The following is an 11,942-nucleotide window of genomic DNA, read 5'->3' as shown; positions in this document are numbered from 1 at the left end:
CCGACAGCGCTCCGTCCAACACCCCCAACCGTCTCGGCGCTAACGCGCCGATCCACCTTTTCCCACAAGGAGAGAAGGAAGAGCCCCCGATTTGACCGCCCCTGCCCTCGCCTGTAGCAGTCGCAAACGATCTGGCAGCAGCACGGAATCGAGTGTACATGCCAAACGACGAAGGCTTCTCCGATTTCTTCTACGCCGCGCCGGACGGGCTGTCCCTGCACGCCCGCATCTACGGCGAAGCGAATTCCGGCCACTGGCCAGTCGTTTGCCTGCCCGGCCTGACCCGCAATTGCCGTGACTTTCACGAATTGGCGCTTTATCTGTCGACGCAGGCGAAGCGCAGGGTTGTCGCCTTCGATTATCGCGGGCGCGGGCAGTCCGCCTACGATGCCGATATCGCCCATTACAATAACGGCAGCGAGGCGGGCGATATCCTTGCCGGGCTGGCGGCGCTGAACATCGAGAAGGCAGCCTTCATTGGGACGTCGCGCGGCGGACTGATCATCCATGTGCTCGGGGCGATGCGGCCGGCCGTGCTGAAGGCCATCGTCTTCAACGACATCGGCCCGGTGATCGAGGCGCAAGGTCTCGCCCATATCCGCTCCTATCTCGACCTCGCGCCCAGGCCGAAGACGTACGCAGAGGTGGTCCGCGGCCTGCGCAGCACCCATGGCGCGGATTTTGCGGCGCTGACCGATGCGGATTGGGAGCGGATGGCATCAGCCCTCTACCGCGAGACCGAGGAGGGATTTCTGCCCGATTTCGATCCGAAACTGGTCGAGACGCTCGCGGGGCTCGATCCCAGCCGGCCGCTGCCCGATCTTTGGCCACAGTTCGACGCGCTGGCGGCCATCCCGATGCTCGTCATACGCGGCGCCAATTCGAAGCTGCTGTCCGCCGAAACGCTCGAGCAGATGCGGACGCGCCATACCGATATCGAGACGATCACCGCCGACGGCCAGGGCCATGCACCGTTTTTGGAGTCCGGGATCCTGCCGGGCAGGATCGCTGGTTTTTTCGATCGGGCGGAGCGGCGGGGTGGCAGGAAGTAAAGCTCGACCGAGCGAAGTAATTCACGCGCAGGTTTTGCGTCGGTCAAAGCATTCCGACGGCCGTTGACAGTTCCGTTGGAATTAGCGGTGAAATACTTTTTATCGATGTCGGCGCTGCCCCTCATCCGCCTGCCGGCACCTTCTCCCCGTATAGCGACGGGGAGAAGGGAGGTGTCTGCAACGCTGGGGATTAGCGACTCTTTCGCAAGGACGCCTTTCTCCCCGTCGCTATACGGGGAGAAATGCCCGGCAGGGCAATGAGGGGCAGCGCAACCCTGAGCGGGCTGATGTCTCACGTCAGATCCGTCAGGACTTGGCGTTTCTCTTTGCGGGCTTTGGGGCCTTGCTTCCGGCCGGCTCGCTTTTTGGCTCTCGCCTCGCCGGAGGTGGAGAAGACAAAGCGCTTGCACCGCCTCTGTCCGCGCCACTGCACCGCGGCGTTTCCAGCACGGTGACGCAGCCATCGAGATCGTTGGTGGCCAGATGGGCGTAGCGCATGGTCATCGACAGCGTCTGGTGACCGAGCCACATCTGCACACGCCTGATGTCGATGCCGCCCTGGACGAGACGCGAGGCGCAAGTATGGCGCAATATATGCGGCACGACCTGATCGTCGGCGCCAAGCCCGACTTCGGCCTTGGCATCGTTCCAGATGGCGCGAAACTGCGCCTGGCTGAGCTTGGTGAACGGGCCTTTGGGCCGGCGGCCCTCGGTGGCCGGCAGCTTGATCACCTCTTTTACCCGCTCGGTCATCGGAATGGTGCGGCTGCGGCCGGATTTGGTGATCCAGAAACTGACGCGGTGCTCCTGGATATCGTTCCAGATCAAACCCAGCGCTTCGCCGAGGCGGCAACCGGTGTCGACGAGAAAGACGGAAAGCCGATAAGCGTCCTCGCTGCGGCTCTTGATGGCAGCGAACAGCCGGGCCTCCTCGTCCCTTTCGAGGAAACGAATCCGTCCCGCCCGCTCCTTCTGGCGGCGGAACTCGGGCAGGCTGTGGATATCTCCCATCTTGTGAGCCTTGCGCAGCAGTTTGCTGAGGGCAGCCATCTTCCGATTGATGGTTGCGTTGCTGTTGCCGCGCTGGCGCAAGGTGCCGATAAGATTGTCGAGGGTGCTTTGGTCAAAGGCGCTGAAACGCTCCCCAAGGAGGATCTCGTCTATTTCGCCGATGAAGGAGCTGACATTGTATTTATGCCGCCCGTCATCCCAAAGTATGTCCCGGTATGCTGAAAAAAGTTCTCCGATCCTGTGCGACTTTACTTCTCGTATCTTGTTGTAACTGTATTTTATTTTTCCAGTTTGAGAAGAAAACATCGAAAAATGATCAGAGGTTCCTCCCTCTTGAATCGCATCGTTCGTCATTATTCGCCACACCCCCGAGTGGATAGGCCTAGACCTACCTGCTTGGCGGTGCCCTTTCAAGAGTTTTAAGCGTTGTGGCCGATTTCATCCACCAGTGGCGGATCCCAACGACATCGTTCCACAACCCTGTTCAGCTACCGAACCCCCTTTTCCTTCTGTTTGCGACCAGTCGCGAAAACAAAAACAGCCCGGGCGTTAAGGCGCCCGGGCTGGATTTCACTTGCCTTAAGTCCAGCCCTTAGAACGAGCGCTGGAAGCGGAGGAAGCCGCCAACGGCGTTTTTCTTGTCGCCCGGGATGCCGGTCCAGTTGTATTCATAACCGGGCAGCGAGTCGCTATCGATGTGGTGGCTGTTATGAGCCCAGTCCACTTCGGCCGTGATCGTCATGCCGGGAACGATATCGTAGGCGATATTGGCCGCGACGCCAGCTTCCTTGGCTTCGTCATACGACGCCTGCAGGTTGAACGAGGTCTTCTCGTTGATGGTGTAGGTGCCACCACCCCAGACTGCCCAGTTACCGCCCCACTGCTTGTAGAAGTTGCGCGGGAGATTGTCGTCAGAGCCGTAGCCGGCCATCAGGAACAGCGACAGGTTCTGCATCGGCGTCACGTCGAGGCGAACCTTTCCGGCCCATTCTTCCAGGCTGCTGTCATAGGCAACAACACCGCTGATGGAACCCCAGCCCTGCGTGTACTTCACGCCGCCAACGAGATACGGAACATAGCTGTCGACCGAGTCGTGACCGAGAGTGATGGCAGTATTGGCGCTGTTAAGGATAAAGCCTTCACCGGTTTCCAACGACGCCACGGCCGAGAAGCCGTTGCCGGCATCGAAGTAGTACTGGACGACATTGGTGTCGAAGCCGCCGTAGGGAACGATCGTATCCTGGATGACGTTGCCGGCGTAGCCGGTGAACGTGTTGAAGGCTGTTTCGTCCTTACCGACGCGAAGACCACCGAGCTGGATCCAGGCGAAATTCAGCGAAACGCCTCTGCTACCAAACCTGGAAAAGTGCTCGTCGAACCCAGGCACGTCTTGATAACCGGTTCCCCAGTTGAAGCGGGTCTCGGTGTAGGTCTTCAAGGTGCCCATCTCGGTTTCCTGGCCGGTGTAGGTCCTCAACGTGAAGCGAGCCTGCTTGTAATAGCCGTCGTTGACGTTGTCTTCACCATCCAAGGCATCCGACAGGTCCTGGTACCTGGCGCCGTCGAACGAGCCAGCCTGGCCCACGGAGATGTCATAGCGGACATAGCCGCCGATGCGCAGGCAGATTTCGGTGCCGGGGATGTAGTAGTAGCCAGCGCCGTAGACGTCGCAGATCTTGACGTATTCAGCGGGTTCCGGCTCGGCGACGACGACGGCGTCGGCGGCGCGCGCACCGGAAACTGCGATCAGTGCCGCAGCGGAGCCGAGAAGAAGGCTCTTGATGTTCATTTTCTGACCTCCAGTCAGAATCGGGACGGTGGCCGGCGAAAAGCAGCTCGTTGGGTCCGTTTTTATTTATATTTCAAATAGATAGTCCTAAGGCCGTCAGTGAGGCCCTGTCGGCCAAAAACGTTTACTCGCAAAGGCCTTGGCCCGAACCGGTCTTGAAATATCGCTCGAGTTGCCGCGCGTTGGCCTCGGTTTCAACCCCGATGTAGGCCTTCAAGATTACAGGCAGATAAGCCTTAGTCGAAGTCACATAGCCTGATCGGTGCGAATCAAAACGGCGTCGAAGATCGTTGGTCGATCCGACATCGCCGTTACGGAGTTGCAGAAATTAGACGTACCACATGGTCCCCCTACGCTACTTCGTAGCTTCGGGCGACACCCTACGCCCAAAATGCGGTTTCGGGTGGCCTGCCACCCAAAGCCCGCAGGGCGTAGGGTGGCGGAGAGGATGGGATTCGAACCCACGAGAAGCTTTTGACCTCTACTCCCTTAGCAGGGGAGCGCCTTCGACCACTCGGCCACCTCTCCGTTGCGCCGGTGGATAAAGAAAAGCGCCGGCACAATCAACAAGCTGACGCTATTATCCTTGAAAAATCGACCCTTCGCCAAAGCGCCGCGCGGCGATATGGCGATTCTGCGGCAATTCCCCGGTTCGCGACTCGGGCCATGGTCACATTTCGGGCCGACCATCGCCGGAATCCGCCGTTTGCAACGGCTTGCGAAGGGCTGTTGGTTAACGGGAGCTTTCGGAGTGAGGCCAAATCGTGTCATTTGTGCAACAACGCTGGGGTATAGCGCCAACACAAACCTTTTGCCGGTACGATCGTGGTTGAACGCCGCCGTCTCATGGGTAATGTCGGGTTTGAAGGAGCGGCGCGGTGCGCATCTTTTTCGGTAGTGGGGATGGGGCAGGGAACGCTGTCCTTCAGCAAAGAATACCCAGACCCGTTTTTTAACTTTTGACTGGAGGTCAGAAAATGAACATCAAGAGCCTTCTTCTCGGCTCCGCTGCGGCACTGATCGCAGTTTCCGGTGCGCGCGCCGCCGACGCCGTCGTTGTCGCCGAGCCGGAACCCGCTGAATACGTCAAGATTTGCGACGTCTACGGCGCTGGCTACTTCTACATCCCCGGCACCGAAACCTGCCTGCGCATCGGCGGTTATGTCCGCTATGACATCGGCATCGGTGACGTCGGCTCATTCGACGGTGCAAAGACCACCGATCAGCAGGACGGCGACTCGCAGGATACCTACTACAAGCACGCCCGCTTCACGCTGAAGACCTGGACCGGCCAGGAAACCGAGCTCGGCACCCTGAAGACCTACACCGAGACCCGCTTCAACTGGGGTAACCACAACGATTACCTTGATGACAACTTTAACGGCGGTACGAGCGTTTCGCTGAACTTTGCCTGGGTCCAGCTTGGTGGTCTGCGCGTCGGCAAGGACGAATCGGCCTTTGATACCTTCATCGGCTACGCCGGCAACGTCATTCAGGATACGCTGGTCCCCTACGGCGGCTTCGACACCAACGTCGTCCAGTATTACTTCGATGCCGGAAACGGCTTCTCGGCCGTGGCATCGTTGGAAACCGGTTCGGGCAGTGCCGCTGCGGATCCTGGCATTTTCCAAGACAGCAACAGCGGCAATGATTCCATCGACAGCTATGTCCCGTATGTCGTCGGCGGTATCAAATACACGCAGGGCTGGGGCTCGATCACCGGTGTCGCCGCCTATGACAGCACCTGGGAGGAGTGGGCCGGCAAGGTTCGCGTCGACGTTACGCCGATACAGAACCTGACACTGTTCCTCATGGCCGGTTACGGTTCGGACGACAACATCGACCGCAACTTCTACAAGCAATGGGGCGGCAACTGGGCAGTCTGGGGTGGTGGCACTTACACCATAAACGAGAAGACCTCGTTCAACCTCCAGGCGTCGGCTGACGATGACAAAAACTACGGCGTCGCCGCGAACATTGCCTACGATATCGTTCCCGGTCTCACGATCACTGCCGAAGTCGATTGGGCCCGCGACGGCCAGTTTGACAAAGCCTACGATCGCAACTGGACCAATGCCGACGACAAGGACAGCGTCGGCGGCATGCTCCGCTTCCAGCGCTCATTCTAACAGTCCGAGCTAGATTGAGATTGAACCCGGCGGGCAACCGCCGGGTTTTTCGTATCGGCGCGACGCAGCTGTCAACTCTCGATGCATAATGCAGGCTGCTGCTGAGCAGCCGATCGCAGGGCTGGTCGAATGCAATGCTCGCTCCGCACGCTTGTTCGTGCAAAAGAAAAACTTGGGCCGATCTGAAGAGCTGGCCTACCGGATCAATGTATCTCGACAGCAAGTCACGATCGACCTCGGCCGATCGGGCGCATCCTACTTGTTCAAATTTCAGCCAGATCGCCCAAGGCGTCAATCAGCGGCTGAATTGCGCTCTCATACTTTTTCCAGCGTTTGACGGATGAACTATAGATCGGCTGCCGGACCTGCCAGCGGCTGGGGGTATTGACCGATCCGCTCCTCTCGAAAAAGCGCAGGCAGGAATCGTCCCAAAGCAAGCCGAGATGATCGATGAGACGGCGCGATTGCGTCTCCTGATCCGCAACCAGCGTCTCATAGCGGCTTTCGAAAATACGTCCGGGAAAGACCTTGTCCCAGTGCCGCATCAAGCGATCATATTCGCGGTAGTACAACCCGAGTGTCTCAAGGTCGGCGTTGTAGCCGTGGTCCTTGGTGAAATGCAAGACGAAGCAGGAGACGCAATTGTCGATGGCATCGCGCCGGCAATGAATGATGCGTGCGTTGGGAAAGAGAATTCCAATGACGCCGATAAACTCGAAGTTGTGCGGCATCTTGTCGACGATGCGGGGCGCGGCAGGCGCGTGCTGGCGCAGATAAGACAGGTATTCTTCGGCCAGCGCCCTCGACTGATCCCTCGTCATCGACATAATCGAATTGCGCAGGTCTTCATCCGACAGTGTTCTAAAGCCCATCGAGTTCGCGATTCGCCGCAGCTTCGTAAGCTCCCCGGCGCCATGGACATCCGGATGGCTCGCGCAGATCTGCTCCGTCAGCGTCGTCCCCGACCGGGGCATGCCCAGCACAAACACAGGCACTTCAGACGGACTGCCGTGGCCAGCCTTGGCTTCCAATAGTGATGGGCTGAATATCTCGATCATGGAATCGACGCTTCGGCGGTAGTACTCCAGGTCGAAATCGTGACCAGCGGCCTTTTTCGCCCTCTTGAAGTGGTCTATCGCCTCTTCATAGCGCTGAAGATCGTTCAGCACTTTGCCTGCCGCGTGGTGGAGCTGCGATGCAGCAACGGGTTCGAGCCTGGGATTGGAGAGTTCGCGCAGGATAGAGTCGAGCTCGGCAGGTTTTTCGGTGAACTTTTGCGTGTCGACCAGGTAATTGTAGGCTGCCCCAACATCGACGCGACGTTCTATTGCCTGATCGAGATAGGCTCTGGCTTCGTCCATGCGGCCGAGGCTGGTGAGCGCACCAGCCAGACCAATCCGGACCATGGGATGGTCGCCGTTGATCTTTAGCGCCTTCTCGTAAAGGGGCAAAGCCATCTCGGCCTTGTCGAAGTTGACGTAGGCACGCGCCAGTCCGCAAAGCGCTTCCACCAGATCGGGTTTCAATTCGCAGGCGCGCTGCAGGTGCCTGATCGCAAGCAAGCTGTCGCCAAGCTTCAGACCGGCCTCTCCCAGGCTAAGGTGGAAATATGGATTCTGAGGCGTCTGGCTTACTGCCCGCGCAAAATATTTGAGAGCCAACTCGTCGTCGATACCGAGCCCCAACGTGCCGAGGATGTAGAGCGAAAGCGGGTGGTTGGGCGTGCGGGCGAGAACGCGATGGCATAATTCCTCCGCCTCCGGGAGCCGCTTGGCTTGCTGAAGTTCGAGCGCCTGTCGCAGCAGCATGTCGTCAGCTTGCGCGCGCGAGGGCGATTTCACTTTCGACGGCTGCACTTTCGGCGCCGAGCGGGACTTTATGTGTTTGGACCAAGCGGGCGGCAGTCGGTTGCTCATCATGTCTCGCTAGCAAAATGGTCCGGGAGAATCCAGCCTGGCCTGAAGGGCTGGCCTATCCTGTCGGGCGCCCTCCTTGTTCAAAGTTCGGCTAGGTCGCCCAAGGCGTCGATCAGCGGCTGGATCTTGCCCTCATAGTTTTTCCAGCGCTTGACAGATGACCTGTAGATCGGCTGCCGGACTTGCCAGCGACTGGCCGTGTTGACCGATCCCTCCTTGTCGAAGAAGCGCAGGCAGGCATCGTCCCAGGGCAATCCAAGATAATCGATAAGACGGCGCGATTGTGCCTCCTGATCCGCAACCAGCGTCTCGTAGCGATTTTCGAAGATGCGTCCTGGAAAAACCTTGTCCCAATGCCGCATCAGGCGATCGTATTCACGGTAGTACAGCCCGAGCGTCTGCAGGTCGGCGATGTAGCTGTGTCCCTTGGAGAAATTCAGGAAAAAACATGAGAGGCAATTGTCGATGGCGTCGCGGCGACAGTGAATAATCCGCGCGTTGGGAAAGAGAAGGCCTATGAGACCGATCAGTTCGAAATTCTGGGGCATTTTGTCGACGACGCGAAGTGCGGTCGGCGCACGCTCACGAAGGTAGGACAGGTGCTCCTCGGCCAGGATTTTGGACAGGTCAGGGGTGATCGGCACTATCGATTGGCCCAAAGCCCGTGCCGAAAGCCTGGTGAGGCCGGTAGCATTTGCGGCTCGCCTTAGCTTGCTCAGTTCTCCTGCGCCGTGAACATCCGGGTGGCTCGCGCAAATCTGCTCGGTCAGGGTGGTCCCCGACCGGGGCATTCCCAACACAAACACGGGCACTTCCGATGGGCTTCCATGACCCGCCTTGGCAGCCACCATGTCCGGGTTGAAGAGTTCGATCGTAGAGTCGACCCAGCGGCGATAGGCTTCCAGGTCAAACTTATAGCCTGCGGCCCGCTTGCCTTTCTTGAAATGATCTATCGCGTCTTTGTAGCGCCCAAGGTCGTTCAGCACCTTGCCGGCTGCGTGATGAAGTCTCATCGCACTTTCGGGGTCAAGTTTTGGGTAGCCCAGTTCGCGCAGAATGGACTTAAGTTCGGCCGGCTCTTCGGTGAATTTGCGCGCATGCACAAGCTCGTTATAGGCAGCGGGCATCGCGATGCGACGTTCGATCGCTTCTTTCAGATAGACTTCGGCTTCGTCCACGCGACCGAGACCGGTGAGTGCGCTGGCCAGTCCTGTCCGAACGCGAGGATGATCACGGTTGATCTTGAGCGCTTTCTCGTAAACCGGGACAGCCATGTCAGCCTTGTCGAATTCGACGTAAGCGCGTCCCAATGCGCAAAGCGCCTCCAGCAAATCGGGCTTCAACTTCAATGCTTGCTGAATATGCCTGATTGCGGGCGAATATTCGCTGACTTTTAGATAAACTTCACCCAGACTAAGGTGATAAAAGGGGTTTTGAGGCTCCTCGCCGACGGCTCGGGCCAAATATCGCAGCGCCATTTCATCGTCGAGCCCGACGAATAGCGTGCCCATGATGTACGAAGCCAAGGGATGGTTGGGCGTGCGCTCCAGCACGCGACGGCACAGTTCCTCAGCCTCGGCCAACCGCTTGGCCTGCTGCAAGCCATACGCCTGTCGCAGCAGCGCATCGTCGGCCTGCGCGCGCGACGGCGGTTTCGCTTTCGGCGGTTGCACGTTCGGCGCCGGGCGGGACTTTATGTGCTTGGACCAAGCGGGCGGCAGTCGGTTGCTCATGATGTCTCGCTAGCAAAATGATCCGGGAGAATCCAGCCTGACGTTCCCGCCTGCCGCGGAACTTGCGCAGGCCAAGCCGGCAGGCTAGCAAGAAGGCCCCTTTTCGAATGAGCCTTTGCCATGCGCCCTCCCCTTACGCCGCTCATCGCCGCGCTTCCCTCCACGGTGCCGTTTGTCGGCCCTGAGGCGCAGGAGCGCGACCGCGGCCGCGCCTTTCGCGCCCGTATCGGCGCCAACGAGAGCAGCTTTGGCCCTTCGCCGCGCGTCGTTGCCCGTATGGCCGAGATTGCCGGCGACATGTGGATGTACTGCGACCCTGACAATCACGATTTGAAGGTAGCCGTAGCTAGGCATCTCGGTGTCGGCGCCGAAAACGTCGTCGTCGGCGAAGGGATAGACGGGCTGCTCAGCCTGGTTGCGCGCATGTATGTGGCGCCGGGCGATGCGGTGGTGACCTCGCTAGGCGCCTATCCGACCTTCAACTTTCATGTTGCCGGCGTCGGCGGCCGGCTGGTCGCAGTGCCCTACGAGAACGATCGGGAAAACCTCGACGGCCTGCTGGCGGCAGTGGCCAGGGAAAAGGCGCCACTGGTGTACCTGTCCAATCCGGACAATCCGATGGGCAGCTGGTGGGAAGCCGCCGAGCTCAGCCGCTTCATCGAAGCCTTGCCGGAGACCACAATGCTGGTGCTCGACGAAGCCTATGGCGAATTAGGGCCAGCCTCAGCGCTGCCGCCGATCGATGTCGCGCGGCCGAACGTCATCCGCATGCGCACCTTCTCCAAGGCCTATGGGCTGGCCGGCGTACGCTGCGGCTATGCGGTGGCCGAGGCCCAGGTGATTCGGGACTTTGAGAAGATCCGCAACCACTATGGCGTCAGCCGCATGGCGCAGATCGCCGGTGTCGAGGCGCTTGCCGATCAGGCCTGGCTGGATAGCGTGGTGGCGCGGGTCGCCGCCGGCCGCGGGCGTATCGCCGCAATAGCCGAAGCGAACGGGCTGAAGCCGCTGGCTTCGGCGACCAATTTCGTCACCATCGACTGCGGCCGCGACGGCGCCTTCGCACTGAAAGTGCTGCAGGCGCTGTTGTCACGCGACGTCTTCATCCGCAAGCCGATGGTGCCGGTTCTCGACCGCTGCATCCGGGTCACTGTCGGCCTCGACCACGAGCTCGACATCTTTGCCGAGGAACTGCCTGGCGCACTGGCGGCAGCGCGGGGGAACTGAAGAGCGCAACGCCGGGATTCCAGTGCTGCCCGCTATTTCTCCCCGAGCAGGCGCATGACGCGCTTCAAGGTGTCCGATAATTCGGCAGCCGCGTCATCGGCGAGGCCGGCCGTCAGCCGGGCGAGGTCGCGATCCGCCGCAGCCTGAAGCCTGGCGAGCTCAGCACTTCCGCGAGCGGTCAGCGACAGGATACGTCTGCGCCGATCGGCTGGGTCAGAGCGTGTCTCGGTCAGGCCAGCGGCGGCGAACCTCCTCAGGACGCGTGTGACATAGGCCGGATCGAGCCGGAGTTCGGCAGCGATTTCGGAGGCCGCCGGCCGGAGATCGAGGTGGAACGCCCGTGCAAGAAACCCTGCCTCACCGCCGCTATTGGCGATAGCGCGGGATCGGCCGCCCAATTCGAACAGCAGCCGCGCCTCGCCCAGCGTATAGGCGCTGTGCGTGAAGGTCAGGTTGAGCAGCCCGATCAGGCGCGTGTAGAAGCGATTGAAGCCACGTATCTCCGCGACAAGGGCATTCCGATCGGCCGGCATGTCGACCTCCTTCTGACGGACCGCTCCGTCAGGGCCATGATCGCCTATTATTTGACTTAGTCAATCATTAATGGAGACGCCGCCTATCTCGCACGTGAAGCTGGCCGATAGCGACCGGAGAGAGACCTTCGATGCACGTTGCGCGGTTGAATTTGCACGGCGATGCGCCAGGTTCGACTCAGAGGATGGAGAGCGCGATGACCGATCGTACGGTGCAGGTACGCATATACGGCAAGGTGCAAGGCGTCAGCTACCGGGTCTGGGCGCGGCGCGAGGCGTCGGCGCTTGGCCTTGCCGGGTGGGTGCGCAACGAAGTTGACGGCTCGGTGACAGCCTTGATCGCAGGGACCGGTGCGGCGGTCTCGACAATGATCGAACGGCTTTGGCAAGGGCCGCCGGGGGCAGCGGTTTCGAAGGTCGACGTCGAGGAGATCGAGGTTCGCGATATGTCCGCGGGTTTCAGGATTGTTGCCTAGCAAGGCATGATCCTGCTCATTCGCTTCCATCGCACAAAATTCTCCAGGGCGCAGATAGAGCAAATCTGAAGCCACC

10 protein-coding genes and 1 tRNA gene are annotated in these 11,942 nt (G+C 59.9%); 4 read left to right on the top strand and 7 right to left on the bottom strand.

Translation table 11 applies throughout. The annotated features are described in order from the left end of the window. Window positions 1–158 precede the first annotated feature (158 nt). On the top strand, window positions 159–1,052 hold the full coding sequence (locus NKI97_RS03900) for an alpha/beta fold hydrolase (protein ID WP_352449010.1): 894 nt from the start codon (window positions 159–161) through the stop codon (window positions 1,050–1,052). Window positions 1,053–1,358: 306 nt separating this feature from the next. Here NKI97_RS03900 and NKI97_RS03895 read toward each other — a convergent pair whose 3' ends face one another. The 4 genes from NKI97_RS03895 to NKI97_RS03880 form a co-directional block, all read right to left on the bottom strand. Continuing rightward, entirely contained in the window at window positions 1,359–2,417 is a 1,059-nt protein-coding gene (locus NKI97_RS03895; RefSeq protein WP_502904463.1) for a tyrosine-type recombinase/integrase, read from the bottom strand. A 238-nt stretch (window positions 2,418–2,655) separates the two neighbouring features. Further along, window positions 2,656–3,852, bottom strand: a complete 1,197-nt coding sequence (locus tag NKI97_RS03890; RefSeq protein ID WP_352449011.1) for a porin — start codon at window positions 3,850–3,852, stop codon at window positions 2,656–2,658. 124 nt (window positions 3,853–3,976) lie between these two features. Further along, the gene (locus NKI97_RS03885) at window positions 3,977–4,102 is read right to left on the bottom strand and encodes a hypothetical protein (RefSeq protein WP_352449012.1); all 126 of its coding nucleotides are present in this window, start codon (window positions 4,100–4,102) and stop codon (window positions 3,977–3,979) included. Between the two features lie 187 nt (window positions 4,103–4,289). Continuing rightward, window positions 4,290–4,380, bottom strand: a tRNA-Ser gene (locus tag NKI97_RS03880). 449 nt (window positions 4,381–4,829) lie between these two features. On the opposite strand from NKI97_RS03880, the gene NKI97_RS03875 reads away from it, so the two are divergent. Continuing rightward, on the top strand, window positions 4,830–5,981 hold the full coding sequence (locus NKI97_RS03875) for a porin (protein ID WP_352449013.1): 1,152 nt from the start codon (window positions 4,830–4,832) through the stop codon (window positions 5,979–5,981). A gap of 263 nt (window positions 5,982–6,244) precedes the next feature. Here the strand turns inward: NKI97_RS03875 and NKI97_RS03870 are convergent, their stop codons facing one another. Together NKI97_RS03870 and NKI97_RS03865 are read right to left on the bottom strand one after the other, a co-directional pair. Further along, entirely contained in the window at window positions 6,245–7,897 is a 1,653-nt protein-coding gene (locus tag NKI97_RS03870; protein ID WP_352449014.1) for a tetratricopeptide repeat-containing sulfotransferase family protein, read from the bottom strand. An 80-nt stretch (window positions 7,898–7,977) separates the two neighbouring features. Further along, window positions 7,978–9,630, bottom strand: a complete 1,653-nt coding sequence (locus tag NKI97_RS03865; protein WP_352449015.1) for a tetratricopeptide repeat-containing sulfotransferase family protein — start codon at window positions 9,628–9,630, stop codon at window positions 7,978–7,980. Window positions 9,631–9,750: 120 nt separating this feature from the next. On the opposite strand from NKI97_RS03865, the gene NKI97_RS03860 reads away from it, so the two are divergent. Continuing rightward, window positions 9,751–10,857 carry a pyridoxal phosphate-dependent aminotransferase gene (locus tag NKI97_RS03860; RefSeq protein ID WP_352449016.1) on the top strand — a complete coding sequence of 369 codons (1,107 nt, stop codon included), beginning with the start codon at window positions 9,751–9,753 and terminating at the stop codon, window positions 10,855–10,857. Window positions 10,858–10,889: 32 nt separating this feature from the next. Here NKI97_RS03860 and NKI97_RS03855 read toward each other — a convergent pair whose 3' ends face one another. Beyond that, the gene (locus NKI97_RS03855; RefSeq protein WP_352832774.1) at window positions 10,890–11,390 is read right to left on the bottom strand and encodes a MarR family winged helix-turn-helix transcriptional regulator; all 501 of its coding nucleotides are present in this window, start codon (window positions 11,388–11,390) and stop codon (window positions 10,890–10,892) included. Between the two features lie 197 nt (window positions 11,391–11,587). Here NKI97_RS03855 and NKI97_RS03850 point away from each other — a divergent pair, with 197 nt between their 5' ends. After that, window positions 11,588–11,866, top strand: coding sequence for an acylphosphatase (locus NKI97_RS03850; protein WP_352449018.1), 279 nt, complete (start codon window positions 11,588–11,590; stop codon window positions 11,864–11,866). Window positions 11,867–11,942 lie beyond the last annotated feature (76 nt).

This window comes from Mesorhizobium sp. M0296, from assembly GCF_040321675.1.
Lineage (GTDB): Bacteria > Pseudomonadota > Alphaproteobacteria > Rhizobiales > Rhizobiaceae > Mesorhizobium.
The sequence above is the reverse complement of the archived record's forward strand: the minus strand, read 5'-3'. Positions and strand labels throughout refer to the sequence as shown.

Excerpts from the sequence above, each read along its gene's own strand:
- NKI97_RS03860 (WP_352449016.1), top strand. The coding sequence starts at position 9,751 with ATGCGCCCTCCCCTTACGCCGCTCATCGCCGCGCTTCCCTCCACGGTG.
- NKI97_RS03870 (WP_352449014.1), bottom strand. The coding sequence starts at position 7,897 with ATGAGCAACCGACTGCCGCCCGCTTGGTCCAAACACATAAAGTCCCGC.
- NKI97_RS03855 (WP_352832774.1), bottom strand. The coding sequence starts at position 11,390 with ATGCCGGCCGATCGGAATGCCCTTGTCGCGGAGATACGTGGCTTCAAT.
- NKI97_RS03875 (WP_352449013.1), top strand. The coding sequence starts at position 4,830 with ATGAACATCAAGAGCCTTCTTCTCGGCTCCGCTGCGGCACTGATCGCA.
- NKI97_RS03865 (WP_352449015.1), bottom strand. The coding sequence starts at position 9,630 with ATGAGCAACCGACTGCCGCCCGCTTGGTCCAAGCACATAAAGTCCCGC.
- NKI97_RS03850 (WP_352449018.1), top strand. The coding sequence starts at position 11,588 with ATGACCGATCGTACGGTGCAGGTACGCATATACGGCAAGGTGCAAGGC.
- NKI97_RS03895 (WP_502904463.1), bottom strand. The coding sequence starts at position 2,417 with ATGACGAACGATGCGATTCAAGAGGGAGGAACCTCTGATCATTTTTCG.
- NKI97_RS03890 (WP_352449011.1), bottom strand. The coding sequence starts at position 3,852 with ATGAACATCAAGAGCCTTCTTCTCGGCTCCGCTGCGGCACTGATCGCA.
- NKI97_RS03900 (WP_352449010.1), top strand. The coding sequence starts at position 159 with ATGCCAAACGACGAAGGCTTCTCCGATTTCTTCTACGCCGCGCCGGAC.